This is a genomic window from Anatilimnocola aggregata, assembly GCF_007747655.1.
GTDB classification, from domain to species: Bacteria; Planctomycetota; Planctomycetia; order Pirellulales; family Pirellulaceae; genus Anatilimnocola; species Anatilimnocola aggregata.
In genome coordinates this window covers 8,889,375-8,907,537 of the sequence record NZ_CP036274.1, presented here as the reverse complement: position 1 = coordinate 8,907,537, position 18,163 = coordinate 8,889,375, and the positions used below count along the sequence as shown (strand labels likewise).

Below are 18,163 nucleotides of genomic sequence, written 5' to 3'. Positions count from 1 at the left end.
GGGGCGAACGCGTCCTACGGCTGGCGACCCAGGCTCTCTTGCAACTTGAGAAGTGAATGCTCATGCCCGCACCACTGCGCCGCTCATGGTCCGTCCAGCAGACCCCACTTGTCATCGCGTGCCTGCTCTTGGGTACGTTCGCGCTGGGTGAAGACAAAGGGAACAACAAAAAGACCGTTGAAGAAATCGCTAAGAGCGCGCGGCAATCGATCGTCGTCGTTTCGATTTCCGGACGCGACGGTGGCCAGCAAGGTCTCGGCACCGGCTTTGTCGTCGATGCCGGCGGGCTGATTGCCACGAACTTGCACGTGATTGGCGAAGCGCGACCGATCAGCGTGCAAACGGCCGATGGTAAGAACTTGCGGGTGACAGCCATTCACGCGACCGACCGCAATCGCGACCTGGCGATTCTGCGTGTCGCCGAAAAAGATCTTCCCGCACTGCCGCTGGGCGATGCCGACAAGCTTGCGCAAGGCGAAGCGATTGTCGTGCTCGGCAATCCCCACGGACTCAAGCACAGCGTGGTGGCGGGCGTCGTCTCCGGCACGCGCGATGTCGAAGATCGCAAGCTGATTCAACTCGCGGTTCCTGTCGAGCCCGGCAACAGCGGCGGCCCGGTGCTCGACATGCTCGGTCGCGTGCAGGGCGTGATGACGATGAAGTCGGCCGTCACCGACAACCTCGGTTTTGCGGTGAGTGTGAACGACCTGCGCCCGCTGCTCGAAAAACCCAATCCGGTTCCCATTGAGCGCTGGCTGACGATCGGCACGCTCGATGCCAAAGAGTGGACCACGCTGTTCGGCAGTACCTGGCAACAACGGGGTGGCCGCTTGCTCGTCTCCGGCCTCGGGCAAGGTTTTGGTGGCCGCTCGCTCTGCTTGTCGAATGCGGCGGTCCCCGAGTTGCCGTACGAATTGGCAGTGAGCGTGCTGATGGAAGACGAAGCCGGCGCTGCTGGCCTGGTGTTTCAAGCCGATGGCGGCGATAAGCATTACGGCTTTTATCCCAGCAACGGCAAGCTGCGACTCAGCCGCTTCGAAGGCTCCGATGTCTTCAGTTGGCGAGTGCTGCTCGAAAAGCCGGTCGCCGCTTATCGCGCGGGGGAGTGGAATCGGCTCAAGGTACGGATCGAGAAAGATAAGTTTCTCTGCTACGTCAACGACGAACTGGTGGTGGAGTCGACCGATAGCGCGTTCACCAAAGGCCAGGTCGGCCTCGCCAAGTTTCGGCAAACGGTGGCGCAGTTTCGCCGTTTCGAAGTTGGCAAAGAAGTCTCCGCGGCCAAGACCGACAACAACTTGGTCGATTCACTGACGACGACCATCGAATCCCTGCCGGACCTGAAGGACATTCGCCCCGAGCAACTTGCCAAGCTTGAAACCGAAGCCACGCTCAGCAGCGAGCTGTTGCGCCAACGGGCCCGCGAACTGGACGAGCGAGCAACGGAACTGCGCCGGTTGGCCGGTGATGTGCGTGCCGCGAGCGTGTGCCAGCGACTGGCAAAAATCGCTGCCCCCGAGGTGAAGCAAGTCGATCTGCTGCGGGCAGCGCTCCTGATTGCCACGCTCGATGAAGAAGATATCGAAGTCGAAGCTTACGTCCGCCAACTCGATCGATTGGCCAGCGAAGTCAAGTCTTCACTCGCCAAAGAGCACAAGGACAAGCCCATCAGCGATGCTGCCAAGCTCGCGGCGATGAACAAGTTGCTGTTCGACGAACTGGGATTTCACGGCAGTCGCAGCGACTACTACAACGCAGCCAACAGCTACCTGAATCGGGTGCTCGACGATCGCGAAGGGCTGCCGATCACGCTGTCGCTCGTCTATCTGGAACTGGCCCGTCGGCTCGATGTGAACGTTGTCGGCGTCGGCCTGCCGGGGCATTTCGTCGTGCGTCACGAACCGGCCAAAGGAGACGCGCAATTGATCGATGTGTTCGATGGCGGCAAGGCGCTATCGCAAGAAGAAGCTGGCCAGCTGGTGCAGGACAACACGGGCGAACCGATCCAGCCCGAGCATTTGCGCACCGTGAGCGAGCGGCAAATCCTGCTGCGGATGTTGCAGAACTTGCTCAGTGTCGCCCAGCAGAAAAAAGATCGCGAGGCGATGCTCCGCTATCTGCAAGCAATTATCACGCTCGATCCTGTCTCTGCGCGCGAGCGCGGCCTACGGGCCATGCTTCGCTTCGAGAGTGGGCGCAAGCAGGGGGCCATCGCCGATCTCGATTGGTTCTTCGAGCACAAGCCCGAAGGGATCGACCTTGAGCAGATCGAGAAAATGCAGCAGTTCTTTCGCGAGAACAAGCCCGAGCGAATTGTGCCGTAGTAGCTCAGCGGGTAAGTGTCCGTCGCGCTTGCTTGCCCGTTGCGACACTGGCCGAATCGGACTCTGGCGGTTATGTTCTGCTGCATTGGGTTTGACTGTTCTTTCCTTCGTTGCTTTCTGCTATGTCTCCTCAACCAGCTGGCCTCAGCCTCCCCTCCCCCGATCGCTTGCAGATCGATTGGAGCGACGGCATGCGTCGGCAGTATCCGATCAAGCAGTTGCGCGAAGCATGCCCGTGTGCCACCTGTCGCGAGAAACACTCTCAGCCCGCGAAGCCAGCCGACCTCCGTTCGTTAAAAATTTTGACGAACGAGGAACTGCAGCCGCTGCGCATTGTCAAAATGCAGCCGCTGGGCAATTACGCCTACAACATCGCCTTCAGCGACGGTCACGATACCGGCATCTTCACGCTGGAACTGCTTCGCGAACTGGGCGAGCAAGTGGCCAGCTAAGCTGCCGTCCACCGGAGCCCTAGCTCAAGATGTAACTCTTGAGGTAGTGGTTCTCCTGGCACAGTTCGTGGTGATGAGCTTTCACTACGTCGCCGATGGAGACCATGCCGCAGAGCTTGCCGTGTTCGAGCACGGGGAGATGGCGAATGCGGCGCTCAGTCATCACGCCCATCAGTCCGGCAGCTTCGTCGTCGAGGCGGGCAGTGATGGGTTCAGTGGTCATCCGTTCGCTGACCTGGACGAAATCGAGCGGGCCGCGGGCTTCGGCACAGCTGCGCAAAACGTCGCGCTCGGTCACGATTCCCACCATCTCGTCGCCGTCCATTACGACCAGCGAGCCACAGTTATGGTGCATCAGGCAAGCGACGACGTCGGCTAGAGTGTCGTCGGCGTGACAGGTGTGAACAGCATGACCCTTGTGCGCCAGAATTTCACGAACGAGCATGATTCGGCCCTCGAAATCTGCAGTAAATGACTAGATTCCCTGCGCTAGAGCGCCAACGATAAGTGCCTGTCAACTTAGTGACTGCCGCCGCAGTGTCAATCGTTTTTCAGGATGTTTTCCAGCGCATTGGCTGGCGAGAATCGGCGTCTGCTGAGGAGTGGAGATTCATCGTTGGGCGAAGGAGAAGCCTGGCTCGCCGGTCCCTGGTTCAATATTCGGTCGCTGGCTTTTCGTTCGAACTCGTACATGATTAAGCGTGGGCTACCCGCCGAGATTTCACCGGTGACGATTTCCGTTTTGCCATCGACGACGATTCGTAATTCGAACGGCGTGGGGTCGGCATCGCCATGATTGCGGAAGTGATGCACCCCGACTCGGAACTTGCCGAGTGGAGCTTTCCCCTTTCCCCAGTAGACGTTTTCGACCGGTTCGCGCGTGGTGCCGGCACCGGCGTTCATATCGACATCAAGTTCGCCTTTGCAACGCGACCGCCGATGCCCGAAAAAAATGTTTTCGTTGCGGGGTGTAATCACATGCAAATCGAGATCGTTGTAGTTGTCCCAGATCAGCGAGATTTGCACGTCGCCTGACTTCGCACCGGCACGTTGTAACCGCTCGACAAACTGCAGCATGTTGCCGATCTCCAGGCCGGCACCCAAACCACCGGTTCCGCCGCCCGCTTCGCCATTCCCTACGCCGCCACCTAACTCTTGCATCAGTTGGCCGTTGGGAATTACATCGCGACTGAAGTCGAACGAGCCGGGAGCATCGGCAGTGGTCGAAAAGTTTTCGAGCGCCAGCTTATCGGCGTCGGGCAGGTCGGTCATATCGCCCGACATCTGCGAGAGGATCTCGTCGAGATCGGCAACCGGCTCCGCGGGAGCAAGCATTTGCACGAATGGTTCGGGCTCGGCATCGGTGGGAGCAGCGGACAACTCGACGTGGCCGCGCTTGGGTGTATCGTTCAAACCCCAGAGTGCGAGGCCGATCAAGAGGAGTAAGTGAACGACCATGCTGACCGCAAAGCTAGTGTTGCGATGGAGCCAATCGGTGGAAGATTCTACGGACTCTGACGGTTCGAACCGACGCGGAACTTCTCCATCCACTTTGGGAAGGGGCTCCATTCCGTTGGTCGATGGCAACGGTGGCGGTAGCACAGCGGGCAACGCGGCGCGGGCAGCACGACGAGCCGCGACACTCGCGCGCAAGTTCGGCGCGGTGAGTGGGATAGCTGTGGTTGCTGTTTGTGCCGAGTCCATACAGCGAACTCCTACCTGCTGCGGCCAGATGAGACGGTTTGCCGAGCGGGCACTAATTATTCTAATACGAATCTGAAGGAAAAAGCCATCGTTTGTTCAGGTTTGCAAGTTCGCTGCCAAACGGGAGCATTCTTCGCCAGATTCACAGGAATGGCCGATTTTGCAAAGAATTTGCCCGTTTCTCGGCAGGCCGGCTCATTTGATCAGCCGCAAATCGAGCCAGTTGGCGTAATCACATTCATCCCCCCGCTCGGCGAAATCGACCAGCAGGGCCATTCGCTGTGCCTGTCGCACGTCGAGCGAAAACTCCACCGGTGCTTCCTCGCCCCGAATGACCGGACTTTCATAGCCCGCGCTCCAGACTCCTTGGTCGTTTTCGAGCAGAACGCGCAACACCACGCTCCCCTTCAGTCGGGCGTGGGCATCAATGGCTAGCGAGCCTTGCAGTCGCCGATATTTCCCCTCAAGCGCGTAGGCCAATCGCGAAGCGGGAAACATGCCAAGCCCTTTGGCGAAGACCTGGTCGCGCGTGCGCAATTGCCCGCCGAGCACGTTCTGGTCGGTGCCATATTGCCATTGGCCTGAAAGAAACGGCAAGTGCTTGTAACCGAGCGGCTGCAGATCGGAAACGTATTCGACGCGCTCACTCAGCGGTTGCAGCAGCGAAACCTGTTGCCAGAACCAATCGGCAGTGCCATCACCAAAGGCATTGTTGGCCACGAGCTGTCCCCCGCCCGGCAACTGAACGTGAGTGCTCTCGCCGCGCGTCACAATCGACTTGGCAACCACCAACGAGCCATCGCGAAAACCGATGCGGGCGAAGGCTTGCCTGGCGCCCGGCTGCGAAACGGTTGCTGCGCCCAGGCGAATGGCGAGCACTTTGTTGGCAGCCACGATCAGTGGCTTCTCGGCGCGCGGAGTTTGCAGTTGAAAGACTTCGCCCAGCAGTGCGATGGGACGGGTGTTATCGACAAAGCGACCCGCCAGCGGAACTTCCAAGAGCGTGCCACTCAGCGTTTCGCCGCCGATAAGCAGCAGTTGATCGTCACCCGGCGGGAGTTGCAGCAGCTTCGCCCGCAATCGATCGCGGGTGAGAGTATCGGCCGGCGGCTGCCAGAGAATACCGGCGACGGCTTCTATGGGCAGTGATGACTCGTCCCATAGCAGGCCGCCGAGATCGGCCGCATCGCCAATGATCAACTGGTTGGCCTCTAGCTTCAGCACGTCGGCCCGCAGTACTCCGCCGGTTGCCAGCAGAATTTGCGGACCCGTTTCGACATCGCGCCAACTCCCCCAGCGGATCAGTTCGGCCGCAGGCATGACCCGCAGTTTGTTACCGACTTTCCACTTCAAGTTCTGCTGCGAGTCGAGCCCCGCCAGCGTGGCAGCAAAGGGGGCCCCCTCAATGGGAACTGCCAAGGGAACGACCACCGGCTGCGCGAACAGAACGCGGGCAGTCAGTAAAAGTGCCGCCAACATCGAGAATTGCAATCGCGGGGCAACCATCAGCGCTGGAAGATCGGCAGATAGTTATTTGGCATCTGCAAAATGATGCATGCCATGGCCGTGCCGTATTCGGCACAGATCAGATCCATCCACGATCCATCGGCCTGTTGCGCTTTCAGCAAGACATCGTGAATGGCCGGATACCACTTCTGCCAATGTTCGCCCCCTGCTTGCCACATGGCCTGGGTCGCGTAGTAGTGGCCATACATGGCGTGCGTATCGCGACTGAAGTCCTCGGGCCGCGGAATCTGCTGCGAGATATACTCGAGCCCTTTGCGAATCTCGTCCCCTTCGTAGATGCCCGCGCTATAGAGCGCGACAATGCCTGCCGCCGAGCGCGGGAACTTGCTCGGCCCGCCCGAGAGCATGTACATGAAACCGCCATCTGCATTCTGGCTTCGCTTCACATAGTCGATGCAGCGGTCGATGGTCTCGTTGGGCACAAACAGGCCGGCATTCCGCGCGGCACGCAGTGCCATCACCTGGCAGATGGTGACCGAGATATCCGCTTCGAGCGGCTTGGGCTGATAGCGCCAGCCCCCTTCGTTGTTTTGCGTGGTGACGATCAAGCGCACGGCGCGATGTAGCTTCTCGCGCACGTCAGAGTCAGGTGTCATGCCGTAGACTTCGGCCAGGAAGAGCGTCGCAAAGCCGTGGTCGTACATCGGCCCATGCGAGGCGGTCGCGGGAATGGAAATGAAGCCACTCTCGTCGGCCGCACTCAGGACATAACTGATGCAGCGATTCAGATTGCCGCCATATTCACCGCGACCTGGCGTGTTCCCCGCGGCCAGAAATGCCATGCCGGCCAGGCTGACCACCGCGACGTTGCGGCTGTAACCCGAACCGCCGAACGAGCCATCGTCATTCTGCCGGCGACCGAGCCAGGCCAGTGCGCGGTCAATGGCTTGCTGGGTGGAAGGCTTGATGAGTTGGGCAGCGAGACGTTCGATATCGAAGGGGGGCTGTTGAGCCAGCAACTGCGGCGCAGAGAACTGGCTCGCAAAACCGGCACCGAGCAAGCTGCTGGCGGCGGCGAGAAATTGGCGGCGAGAATCATTCATGCGAGCGTCCTTGTAACCACCCATTCGAAGCAGCCGCCATTATTGCCCAGGGGGCGGACTTTCCGCCAGTCTTTTATAAAAAGCTTCGATCAGCCGTTCGTACTTGGGCAAAAACTGCTCGCCCAAAGCACCGATCATCTCGTCTCGCTCTTTTTCAGGCAAGTGACCCCAAATCCGCCGCAAGGCGTCCTTCACCTCGTTCATTTGTGCTTGCTGAGTCTGATCGGCCTGCTCCAGCCGTTGCGTGCTCTGTTGCCCGGGGGGCGAACTGACCGAGCCACTCTCGGTGCCCGATTGGCTCGAACCACTGCCCGGCTTGCCATCTTCGGACTTATTTCCCTGCGGCTTATTCTTGGCCTGTTCGATCAGCCCCGCCAGCTGGGCGGAAATGGCCCGCTGCATCTGCTGGGTTCCCTCGGCCGTATCACGAGCCCCAATCCGCTGCTGCACCTGCCGCATCTCGCGCCCCAGCTTTACCATCGGATGCTCTTCCTTCTTCTCCTGGCCGATATCCTCTCCTTCCAACTCCCGCCGCAATGCATCATCGAGCTTGCTGGCCGGCTTCTCGTCGACAGCCTTCTTCTCAGCCGGCGCTTTCACTTTTGCCGCTGGCGGCTTGAGATCGTCCAGCAATTGCTCGTCGAGCGATTTCTGCTGCGCAAAAAGGACGGGAGCAAGAATGGCGAATAGCAGCCACGAGGCAAGTTGTTGTTTCCTATTCATCGTTCACCTGGCTCCCCTCGTTTTGCAATCTGCATTCTACGATCTGCCATTACTTCAGATCCTTTAAAAGTTCCTCGTCGAGCGGATTACCGGATTTCTTCTGCGGTGGAGGTGGTGTGTCTGCGGGCGGTTGTGGCGCGGGAGAATTGTTGTCTTCGGCGGCATCAGCTGTCGGTTGCTCGACCAGTTTGAGAATGATCTCCGCGAGTTTGCCTTGCTCTGCGGCCAGTTCCTGCAGTTCCGTCTGCTGTTCGGCAGTAAAATCGCCGCTGGCAACGCGGGCAGTTTCGAGTTCCGTCGTGCGGCGATTGATCTCGGTTTGCAATTGGGCGAGGAGTTGCAGTTCGCCAATGCTGCGAACTTCGGGCTGGCCGCCGGTCTGCTGCTGTGGACCTTGTTCGGCTGGCTCTTCGTTCTCGGGGGCAGAATCTTGCGAGCGGGCAGCTGTGATGAGTTGCTTCAACCGAGCGACGGCCTGCTGCTGCGGCGCGATGACGCTGTCATCGGTTTGCGAGCGCACGAGCCCGCGATGAGCCCGCTGCATCTGCTGCCGCACACCATCAAGTGCCAACTGAAAAGTCTCACCGGACGAAAACGCTTCGCTGCTTTGCTGCACGGCATCGGCCAATTGACGTTGTTCTTGGGCCAGGCTGCGGAGCGAAGCTTGCTGCGCGCGGCCTAACGCGCCGTTGTTCGCTTGCTTGAAGCCATCGAGCCGCTCCGTTTCAGTGACCAGGTTCTGTTGGCGCTTGAGTAACCCAGCAAGTTCCGCTTCCAGCCGCGCTAGCTGCTCGCGAACCAGATCTTCTTGCGCTTGTTGAATGTCCTGCTGCAATTCCTGCTTGGCTTTTTGCAGATCCTCGAGCGCCGAGCGAGCTTGTTGCTCTGCTTCCCCTCCATTGCCCCCTGCTGCCGATTGACTAGTGCCGCCCAGCGCTTGCCCGGCCTTCTTTAAGCTGTCACCAGGCTTCTTGGCTTTGAGTCGTTCCAGTTTGCGGGCTAACTCGGCCACTTCCTCGGCCAAGCGCTGAGCGTCTTTGGTAAGTCGCTGCAGTTGCCGCTTCTGCGGATCGTTGGCCTGTGCCGCGGCAGCTGCTTCGCGTGCCAGATTCTCGCTCCGCTGGGTGAGGTTATTTAGTTCAGCGGCAGCAGCAGTGAGCGAAGCGAGCTGCCGCTTGGCATCTTGATCGCGCCGGCTAGCAAGGCGATCGAGAACTTCGCTCAAACCGGCGAGAACCTGATCTTGCGATTGCACGGCTTGCCCCGCGCGGGCCTCCTGCAATTGCCGAGCGGCCGAACGCATTTGCCCGCCGATTGCCAGCCGCGTGGCGGCGTCGAGTGCATCGGCCAGGCTACCCGCAGCCAGCGGATCGCTATCGCGCAGCTTGGCGAGGAGCGACTCCATCCGCCCTTGCAGTTTGTCATATAGCCGAGCAGCTTCCAGTTGCCGCTGCGCCGTCTGTCTCGCCAGGTTCAGCGGCTCGGCATCGCGCTCGGCTAAGGCCAGCGTGACACGCACGTTCTCGGTCTGCTCGCGCAGCTTCTGTTGTTCCTGCTTCAGCAATGCCACTTCTCGGCTAATCCGGCTGAAGTTATCCCACTGTGCCAATTCTCCGAGCATCGCTTCGAGCGCGGCCACGGCCAGATTTTGTTGCTCGGTGACGCCATCGAGTGACAGCGGGGAATCGTCCGCGCAGTCGCCAGTCGCCTCCGACTTAAGACGCGCAGTCTTCAGCGCCGCGGCTAATTGCTCTTCGAGGGTCGGCAGCACGTCGTCGCATAATCGCGCGACTTGCTTTTGCAGCGACTCCATCCGGCTGGCGATGCCTTCATCTTGCAGACGATTGGCTTTCAGTTCTGCCAGCATCAGGTCGATCTGTTTCGTCAGGCCATCATCGGGATTCTTCAGCAGTCGTTGAACCTGCCGCTGTTGCAAATCGGCGCTTTGCAGGGCATCGAGATCGCGTGTTTGCCATTTGCCTTCGTCCTGCTGCCGCGCGGCCACATCGTTGACCAGCGTGCGCGCCTGGCGCTGCAGCCGCAGAATTTCGCCCAACTGTTCGAGCACCACACCTTGTCGTTGCACCAGCCGATGCTGCATGTCCTGGGTTGAAATCAGGCTGATGCGGCGCGGCGGCGTCGATGTTTGCTGACCGTGAAAGTCGTAGGCCACCAGCTGCAACGAAAACGAAGCACCTTCCGCCGCTTTAACCGCCTGCGACACGTCCCAAACATGCGTGATTGGGCGAGAATCTCCTTCGCCAAAGTTTCTGGCTGGCGGCTTGGCTTGCTCAAACAAAACCACGACTTGCGGCTGCTGTGGCTCACTGCCGATGGAGGCATAGTGCAGTTCCACCCGCTGCACGGCCAGGTCGTCTTTCGCCACGGCACTGATGGGAATGAGTGCCTGACTGGTAAACGCCCCATGATCGCCGGGCTGATCCCAGGCCAGCGACGGCGGCGAATCGGGGATGACTTGAAGTTCGAGGGGACCATCGCGGCCGGTGACGGAGCCCGTTTCATCGACCAGTTCGATCCAGACGTGCTGCGACTTTGTCGGCTGCCATGGGCTATTGGCAGGTGAGTGAAAGGATAGTCGGTCAGCGGCTAGCTGCACTTCAGGGAGCGGTTCTTTCGTCGCCGTTTGCAAGCGAACCGCGCTGGCCGCGCGATCGAGTCGCCCTTCGATCATCAACTGCGAACCGGCGAGCATTTTGACCAGCCGGCCACCGCGCTCGGGCTTCAGCCCCGAGTAGGCAGGGGGCTCAGTGGCAGAGACTAAGTCGGTCAGCTTCGGTGGCTGCACAACCTGCAACTCGTGCCACGGCAGTGAGTCGTCGTCCCCGCCGGTCACGCGATAGCGAAAACCGGTGAGGACTTGCTCGATTCGAAAGACCAGTTTCTCGCCCCGTTGTTGCAGCAGATGCCGTTCGGTGCGTCGCGCGGGCTCATCGAATTGCAACGTGATCGTTGCATCGTCGGGTAGGTGGCCATTGCGGTCGATCAGCTGTACTTCAAAGCTTTCGCCCAGCGCGACGGCAGTGGGGGCTGTGACCAGTTCAAGCTGGTTGCGTGGCGGCCACATGGGACCGCCCACGGGCCACACCAGGCGCGCCAGAGCGCGACCAAAATTGGTTGGTTGCCAAAGACCAATTGCGAGAGCGGCAATCGCCAGCGCGACCGCGAAGGCGAGTGCCCGGCGGGCAGGTCGGCGATCAATCGAGCTTTCGAGCGGTAGATCGGCAGCGATGGACTCGGCATCGGCGACGACGGCATAGCGGAGTTCCAGCGAACCTTCGCGGGGGTCATCGGTCGCTTGTTGCAAGAAGGCAATGGCCGATGACAGCCGCTCGCCCAAGCGCGGATGGAGTTGTTCCAGCCGGCGCGCGACTTGGACATTGCTGAACGAACTGTGCCACCACGGCACCAGCCAGCGGCGAACTGCCCACACAACAACTGCCACGACGCTCGCAGTCAGCAAGATACGGAGCGGCCAACTTCGCAAGCGCAACAGAAAATCGATCAACTCAGCCGTGATGGCCGCGGCTAGCGACACGCCTACGGTCCAACTCCAAGCCGTCCAGGTTTGTACCTGAACCGCCTGCTGGTGGATGGCACTGACTCGCTCTTGAAGATTCGCTTTCACCGCTACCTATTCATTCAACGTTTAAATTTGGCACGATCAACAGAAACACACGTGAGAGGAACCACTTCCTGACTCTGACTCCTGCCCCTGGTTCCTGGTTCCTGGTTCCTGGTTCCTTCACCTCTATTCCACCACCCCATCTTAGGCCCGCTGGCGGGCTGGTTCCCAGTCCAGTCGGCGGAATTCGCCCCAGTAGCTCGCTGCGGCGCGTGACAATCGCCGCAGGCGTTGCTATTCTGGCCCCCTATGAATAAATCCTCTCCCGAGCCGAAAATCCCCGCCGACATCGATGCAGTCCGGTCTTACAACGCCCACATGGGGTTGTGGCTGTTCGCGTTTTACCTCATTGCTTACGTCGGGTTTGTGGTGCTGGCCGCCACCTCCCCCGAGATCATGGGCCGGCCTGCTTGGGGTGGTGTGAACGTCGCCATTCTTTACGGCTTTGGGCTGATTCTCGGGGCGTTCGTCGTCTCGATTGTCTACATGCTTCTCTGCCGCACGCCCCGCAGCACTTCGTAGCCAGCAACTGGGTAACCGGGTAACTGGCCGCTGCTCGCCTTCCTGCTCCTCTCTTTTCGATAATCGATCTTTATGGACTACGCTCCCACCTTCTCGGCCATCGCGGTCTTTGCCTTTTTTGTTTCGATCGTGCTGGGGATTAGTTTTTATCTCGGCTCTAAGGCGAAATCGGCACAGGGCTACTACGCCGCTCACGGCGAAATTCCCTGGCTGGTGAACGGCGTGGCCTTTGCCGGCGATTATCTTTCCGCTGCCTCGTTCCTGGGCATTTGCGGCATGATTGCGTTCTATGGATATGACGGCTTTCTCTACTCGATTGGTTTCCTCGCGGGCTGGATTGTCGCCCTGTTGGTGATTGCCGAGCCCTTGAAACGACTCGGCCGATTCACCTTTGCCGACGCTCTCGATAGCCGCTTTCACAGCAAGGGAATCAAACTGGCCGCCGCCATCAGCACGCTGGTCGTCAGCCTGTTCTATCTCATTCCTCAAATGGTCGGCGCTGGCACGCTCATCAAGCCGCTGCTCGGACTGCCGCACTACGCGGGCGTGATTTCGGTCGGCGTCGTGGTGGTGATGATCGTGGTCACGGCGGGCATGGTCTCGACCACCTGGGTGCAGTTCATCAAGGGTGGCCTGCTCGTTGTCTTCTGCACAATGCTGACAGTGATGATTTTGCAGCGCGGGTTGACGACCGAAGTCAAGCATCTGGGCAAGCCCCAGCAGGACTTCTTCCGCAGCCTGTCATTCGACGATTTCGAAAAAGCAACTGGTGCTGAATTCAAACTGTTGCCACGCACGGGGGACTGGGCCGGCGACGCCGCAAAGAACTTCTTTCTTGTCGAAAATCCTGATGGTCGCGTCCGCGTCTGGCACAAATCGAAGGGGCTGAATTCTGAACAAGTTCGCGAAGTGCAATCGGCCCAGACCATCAACGGTAAGTTTTTCGTAAACGGAGTGATGCGCGAAAAAGGAAAGCCCGAGACCGACTTCATTCCCGTGGGTCGAGTTGTCAGTTTGCCCTCCGGTGCGAAACCAGGCGCCCCGTTGGGTCCGCTCCAGTACCTCTCCACTTTTCAGCAAAGTGAAATTGAAACCTGGTCGACGCTCAAGTTAAAGGATGGAGACGGCTTCGAAACAGCCATTTATTATCCCACCGTGAAAACCGGCAACGACCTGATGTTGCCCGGCGCGAGTCCCACCTTCAAAGGCGTTCGCAGTCCTTATCTGGTCGATAAATTAAACTTCTATTCGCTGATGCTCGCGCTCTTTTGCGGTACCGCCTCGCTGCCGCACATCTTGATTCGCTACTACACGGTGAAAGACGAATCAGCTGCCCGCAAGAGTACGGTGGTCGGCATTGGCAGCATCGGTTTCTTCTACATCCTCACGCTCTATCTGGGCCTGGGGGCAATGACCAGCGGGGTGCTCGATCCCACGAACACCAACATGGCGGCACCGCTACTGGCCAAGCACTTTGGCGAGTTGTCGTTTGCGATCATCTCGGCAATTGCCTTCACCACGGTGCTCGGCACGGTCAGCGGGCTGATTCTCGCGGCCAGCGGAGCTGTTGCTCACGACCTGCTGGAGAACTTCTTTGGCGTGAAGATGACCGATCACGAAAAAGTGCGGGCCGGCAAACTGGCAGCAGTGGTCGTCGGCGCGATCGCGATGGTCCTCGGCATTCTGTTTGAGAACTTCAACGTTACGTTCCTCGTGGGTTGGGCCTTCAACATCGCCGCGTCGGCCAACTTGCCCGCCCTCATCATGCTGTTGTTCTGGCAGCGCACCACTAAGCAGGGCATTACCGCCTCGATTCTGGTCGGCATGTTCAGTTCGCTGGCCTGGGTGCTCCTCAGCGGCGAGGCCTTCAAAGACCTCTACGGCCTGAAAGCTGAAAACGCTCTCGTCCCCTTCAGCCAGCCTGCACTGGTGACCGTCCCGCTTGGCTTTTTGGTGCTGATTGTCGTTTCGCTTCTCACCCCGCCACAGCTTGAAGACATGGGCGAGAAGGCCCGCAAAGCTGCGGCACAATAGTTCCAGTGCGAGCGGTTCCAAGTTGCGTCAGCGGGTTTGCGCAAAATGAAAATTATGACTCTTTTCATCTTTCCGCAGCTTTACCCCCACCAATATCCTAGGGCTTCCTGCTGACGTTGCTTCGTAAGCGAGGTTCAGTTGGCTTTTCTCGTCAGCCTCTTCCCCCTCTTCTTTTGACAATTGCTCGCGGCGGTTCCGTCGCAGGGTCTGGGTAAATCGAATGCGGCAGCGAAATTTACTTCGTTGGCGGGTTAGTTTCCTTTTCACCGCTGGCCTGTTTGCTGGGTGTAACGCCGGCCCGACGGCGGTTTCGATACCCTCTTACGATCCCGCTGAGTCGAGCGCTGAAGCGGTGAGACTATTCGATTCCAATCAAAACGGGTCCATCGAAGGGGGCGAACTGGCTGCCTGTCCCAGCTTGCAGGCAGCGCTGCCGATGATCGATCGGGATGGCAACGGCAACCTAACAGCTGCCGAAATCGAGGCCCGCTTGCAGCAATATGGTGGACAGCAGATTGGCTTGATGCCGCTGCAATGCACCATCAGTCGCGGCGGGCAACCCGTGGCGAATGCACACGTGCAGTTTGTCCCGGAAGCGTTTCTTAAACATGCCATTCAACCAGCGAGCGGCAAAACCGACTCCCAAGGCGTTGCCTGGATGAAGGTCGCTGGAAGCGACACGCGGGCGATGCAGTTGGGCTTGTATCGAGTTGAAATAACCGCTCCCAACGACTCTGGCCAGGAAACAATTCCGTCTCAGTTCAATGCCCAAACGACGCTCGGTGCCGAAGTGGCCACCGACAACCCCAATGTCGAGAGCGGATTGACATTTGATTTATCCAGCAAGTAACCATTTCTCATCATTCGCAGTTTCCCCTCTTCTCTCGTCAGGAACTTCTGCATGTCGCCTCTCCCTGCTCGCGGCATTCGATCGTGGCATTTCCATCGCACACCGCGCCACTGCGCACGAGTGCGATTGTTGGCCGGCTTCACACTTGTTGAATTGCTCGTGGTGATTGCCATCATCGGCGTCCTCGTGGCATTGCTCCTCCCCGCAGTCCAGGCCGCGCGCGAGTCAGCCCGTCGCACCCAGTGCAACAACCATCTCAAACAAATCGGCCTGGCCTTTCACAACCATGCCGATACCCACGGCTATTTTCCGTCGAATGGCTGGGGCTGGAGTTACGTGGGAGATCCCGATGGCGGATTTGCCGAGAATCAACCGGGCGGCTGGGCCTATAACATCCTCCCCTTTATCGAGCAGAATGCGTTGCACGACCTTGGCTTGGGACCAGCCGGAATGGCAAAGTTGGATGCCCTGGCGCGCATGGTCGAAACTCCGGTGAAGTTCTTTCATTGTCCCTCGCGGCGGCCGGCACGTCCCTACGTCATCGACTCCACGCATCAACCGGTCAATTCATCGCCCATCACGGCCGGTGCGAAGGTCGACTATGGCGTCAACTGCGGCGATGGCTCTATCAATCAGGATGGTGGTGGCTCGAGTGGGGTTGCGGCCCATGATCCCAATGTCTGGACCGGAATTTCCTTCCGCAAAAGCAAAGTCAGAATGTCACAAGTGCTCGATGGCACCTCGAATACGCTTATGGTTGGAGAAAAGTATCTGAATCCCGTTTTTTATACGACGGGCACCGACCAAGCAGATAACGAAAACTTGTATGTCGGTTTGAACAACGATAACTCTCGCTCGACAAATGCGGGTTTCTTTCCGCCATTGCAAGATCGAAAAGGCCTGTCGAATTACAGTTTCGGCAGCGCGCACGCGTCGGGCTTCAATGCAGTCATGTGCGATGGCTCGGTACGCTTGATTCAATATACGATTGACGAAGACAACTATCGTTATCTGGGCAATCGAATGGATGGCGAAGTGATCACGTACAAGTTTTAATTTCCACATTCCGCGAGCGCACCCTCGGCGCTCGACCTCACGTGGGACAGGCATCCTGCCTGTCATTTCTTATCCCGGTGCGATCATCTTTTACGGAGCTTTCCGCAGCGGCCTTGCCGAAACCGCTGCCACTTCTTCGGCAATGACGGCCTGCGCGGGTCGGCCTTGCATCACTTCGTTATACGTGCGAATCCAGGCCGAAGCATCGCGCAAACTGAGCCCCCGAGCTACCGTTTCGCGACTCGGCAGCAACACCACAGAATACAAAGCAGGCAATTGCGACATGACCAAACTCCTAATCGTGAATAATAGTGTACAGGTGATTAGTATGCAGATCTGTTTGACACGTCTGGTCACGAGCTAGCGAAAAAAATGCCAGTGGCTCGGCCTTGGAAACTAGAACCGCAAAAGGCATAAGGGCTTACGAAAACCTCGATTTCTTTTGTTTAGTTCTGGCCTTTCGCACCTCGTTCCTAGCCCCTACCAAATCGCTCCGCATAGATCTCTGTCAGCGGGCGCGGCTTGATCTCGTACTGCGGCTGCTCGCCGAAATTCAGTTGCGAGATGGGGCGGAGGATGTCGCGATCGAGGCAGCGAATCAGTTCCGCCAGTTCGGTCTGAACAGCACTCAGAGCAACCACGAACGGAATCCAGCGGCCTGAGAATCCGCTGCCGCTCGTCGAGGCCTGAATAATCTCGGGAGGCACTTCGAGCGCTTTCCAGATCTCCAAGTCGAGATCTTTCTTCCAGTGAAAAATGGCCGTGTAACCGCTGACACCTTGTGGCGGCGTATAGTCCACCAACTTGCGACCATCCTGGTCGTACAGCAGTGGCAGTGTCATCGCGCCCCCTGCTTGTCGCGCCTCGACCACTTCGCGGGCAATCGCTTGCCAGGTAATCTCCTGACCATCGGCAAGTTGAACTTTCCGATCCGGCGGATACCAAAATATGTCCCCCAGATACGCGTCTTTAATCATCCGCAGTCGAATGGTGCGCTTGGCTCCTCCTTCCATCCACTTTTCGTACCAGGCGGGATAAGCCCGCGCGAGGAGCGCACAGCCATAGGGATTGGTGCATTCGGAATCGAACGTGGCATTTAACGCCAGCGGCGCGAAGACTTCCGTCTCGCGTTCTTTCTCGCGCATCACGTAACCAATCGGTTCGTCGCCCCGCATCAGCAAGCGGCAATCGCGCGGGTGACGGTCCTTCAGCGCAGCGACTTCGATCAGGCCGCGAAACTCGCCCGACTGCGACTCGCGATACATCACTTCGAACGGCATAAAACCATACAGCTTGGCTTTCAACAGTTGGTGGGCGTATTGCGTCCACAGCCGATCCCACTGCTGTTGCACCCAACGATTCATGGCGGGTTGTGGTCCCGCGACATCGACTTGCGCTGCCATCAGCAGTCCATTTCGCGCACCCAGAGCGATGCGCACTTGCGGGTCGTAGCGCATCAGGTCAGCTGTTTGCAAAGTAAAGGGGGGCAGGTCGTCGACCCGCGTTGTGATTGGCACTGCCGCCACAGGAGCTGCCGCGCGCTTGGGTGCGGTGCGGCGAAGCAAAGCATCGCGAAGTTTGGTGAAGATGGTCATGGGGGTCCTCGGGCGTTGGGGGTTGGGAGCTAGGAACTAGGGGAGACGGGAGACGGGAGGTTTGGCGCGTCTGGTTACCTCCCTCAGAGCTCTGGGGTAGGGAAAAAGGGGAGCCGGAAAGAAACTCGCTTGTGCTTTTGCATTCGCATTTCCCCCAGTCCCTAGCCCCTTTTCACGGCGCGGGCTTGGGTAAAGTCGACATTGAAATTCATCACGCTCGGTCGGGAGTCGAGCGTGATAACAGCTTGCGGCACATTCCGTCGTCCCGCTGCGATTTCGAGCAGTTCGGCGAAGTAGGCGTCGTGTTGTTCTTGGAGCGCGGCTGGTGCTGCTTCGCCCCGACGAATGGCGAGCAGATAAACGGCGATGGCAGCATTCGCATCGCGGCACCAGGCATTGCCGCTTAAGGTGGCCAGCGAGTAGCGAAGCTCCAGGCAGGCGTTCATGCGCCCGGCGGCCCGTTCGATCGCGCGGTCAAGGTGGGCCGACTCGGCTGACGACAGCGTGCCGCTTTCGTCATCGTCGACACTCGCCAGGATTTGATCGGGTGCCCAAACAGCTTCGAGGTCGGCAGCAGTGCAGTAGGTAGTCATGGTTTTGCTAGGGGCTAGGGACTGGGGACTGGGGACTGGGGACTGGGGACTGGGGACTGGGGACTGGGGACTGGGGACTGGGGAAAAACAGGGGCCG

General features: G+C 58.9%; 15 protein-coding genes. 6 read left to right on the top strand and 9 right to left on the bottom strand.

Going from position 1 to position 18,163, the window contains the following annotated elements; genetic code table 11:
- The first annotated feature begins 62 nt into the window (after positions 1-62).
- Both ETAA8_RS33905 and ETAA8_RS33900 read left to right on the top strand, forming a co-directional pair.
- On the top strand, positions 63-2,324 hold the full coding sequence (locus tag ETAA8_RS33905; protein WP_202921439.1) for a transglutaminase family protein: 2,262 nt from the start codon (positions 63-65) through the stop codon (positions 2,322-2,324).
- Between the two features lie 122 nt (positions 2,325-2,446).
- The gene (locus ETAA8_RS33900; RefSeq protein ID WP_145099836.1) at positions 2,447-2,776 is read left to right on the top strand and encodes a gamma-butyrobetaine hydroxylase-like domain-containing protein; all 330 of its coding nucleotides are present in this window, start codon (positions 2,447-2,449) and stop codon (positions 2,774-2,776) included.
- A 19-nt stretch (positions 2,777-2,795) separates the two neighbouring features.
- Here the strand turns inward: ETAA8_RS33900 and ETAA8_RS33895 are convergent, their stop codons facing one another.
- From ETAA8_RS33895 to ETAA8_RS33870, 6 genes are all read right to left on the bottom strand, one after another.
- The gene (locus ETAA8_RS33895; protein WP_145099832.1) at positions 2,796-3,221 is read right to left on the bottom strand and encodes a CBS domain-containing protein; all 426 of its coding nucleotides are present in this window, start codon (positions 3,219-3,221) and stop codon (positions 2,796-2,798) included.
- A 95-nt stretch (positions 3,222-3,316) separates the two neighbouring features.
- Positions 3,317-4,480, bottom strand: a complete 1,164-nt coding sequence (locus ETAA8_RS33890; RefSeq protein ID WP_145099829.1) for a YfaP family protein — start codon at positions 4,478-4,480, stop codon at positions 3,317-3,319.
- A gap of 195 nt (positions 4,481-4,675) precedes the next feature.
- Positions 4,676-5,959 carry an NPCBM/NEW2 domain-containing protein gene (locus ETAA8_RS33885; protein ID WP_202921438.1) on the bottom strand — a complete coding sequence of 428 codons (1,284 nt, stop codon included), beginning with the start codon at positions 5,957-5,959 and terminating at the stop codon, positions 4,676-4,678.
- A gap of 26 nt (positions 5,960-5,985) precedes the next feature.
- Entirely contained in the window at positions 5,986-7,050 is a 1,065-nt protein-coding gene (locus ETAA8_RS33880) for a prenyltransferase/squalene oxidase repeat-containing protein (protein ID WP_145099823.1), read from the bottom strand.
- Positions 7,051-7,089: 39 nt separating this feature from the next.
- A complete protein-coding gene (locus tag ETAA8_RS33875; protein WP_145099821.1) occupies positions 7,090-7,773 on the bottom strand; it encodes a hypothetical protein in 684 nt (227 codons plus the stop codon).
- A 49-nt stretch (positions 7,774-7,822) separates the two neighbouring features.
- Complete coding sequence (locus tag ETAA8_RS33870; RefSeq protein WP_145099818.1) at positions 7,823-11,419, bottom strand: hypothetical protein; 3,597 nt, start codon at positions 11,417-11,419, stop codon at positions 7,823-7,825.
- Between the two features lie 246 nt (positions 11,420-11,665).
- On the opposite strand from ETAA8_RS33870, the gene ETAA8_RS33865 reads away from it, so the two are divergent.
- The 4 genes from ETAA8_RS33865 to ETAA8_RS33850 all read left to right on the top strand — a co-directional run bounded on the left by ETAA8_RS33865 (position 11,666) and on the right by ETAA8_RS33850 (position 15,878).
- Positions 11,666-11,938: a DUF485 domain-containing protein gene (locus tag ETAA8_RS33865; protein WP_145099815.1), complete on the top strand. Its 273-nt coding sequence runs from the start codon at positions 11,666-11,668 to the stop codon at positions 11,936-11,938.
- Positions 11,939-12,010: 72 nt separating this feature from the next.
- Entirely contained in the window at positions 12,011-13,972 is a 1,962-nt protein-coding gene (locus ETAA8_RS33860; RefSeq protein ID WP_145099812.1) for a sodium/solute symporter, read from the top strand.
- A 352-nt stretch (positions 13,973-14,324) separates the two neighbouring features.
- Entirely contained in the window at positions 14,325-14,822 is a 498-nt protein-coding gene (locus ETAA8_RS33855; protein WP_145099809.1) for an EF-hand domain-containing protein, read from the top strand.
- 51 nt (positions 14,823-14,873) lie between these two features.
- Positions 14,874-15,878: a DUF1559 domain-containing protein gene (locus tag ETAA8_RS33850; protein WP_145099806.1), complete on the top strand. Its 1,005-nt coding sequence runs from the start codon at positions 14,874-14,876 to the stop codon at positions 15,876-15,878.
- Positions 15,879-15,968: 90 nt separating this feature from the next.
- Here the strand turns inward: ETAA8_RS33850 and ETAA8_RS33845 are convergent, their stop codons facing one another.
- The 3 genes from ETAA8_RS33845 to ETAA8_RS33835 form a co-directional block, all read right to left on the bottom strand.
- Positions 15,969-16,163, bottom strand: a complete 195-nt coding sequence (locus tag ETAA8_RS33845; RefSeq protein ID WP_145099803.1) for a hypothetical protein — start codon at positions 16,161-16,163, stop codon at positions 15,969-15,971.
- A gap of 188 nt (positions 16,164-16,351) precedes the next feature.
- Positions 16,352-17,473 (bottom strand): phage portal protein family protein, encoded by a 1,122-nt coding sequence (locus ETAA8_RS33840; protein WP_145099800.1) that lies wholly within the window; start codon positions 17,471-17,473, stop codon positions 16,352-16,354.
- A gap of 161 nt (positions 17,474-17,634) precedes the next feature.
- Positions 17,635-18,066, bottom strand: a complete 432-nt coding sequence (locus tag ETAA8_RS33835; protein ID WP_145099797.1) for a phage protein Gp36 family protein — start codon at positions 18,064-18,066, stop codon at positions 17,635-17,637.
- Positions 18,067-18,163: the final 97 nt, after the last annotated feature.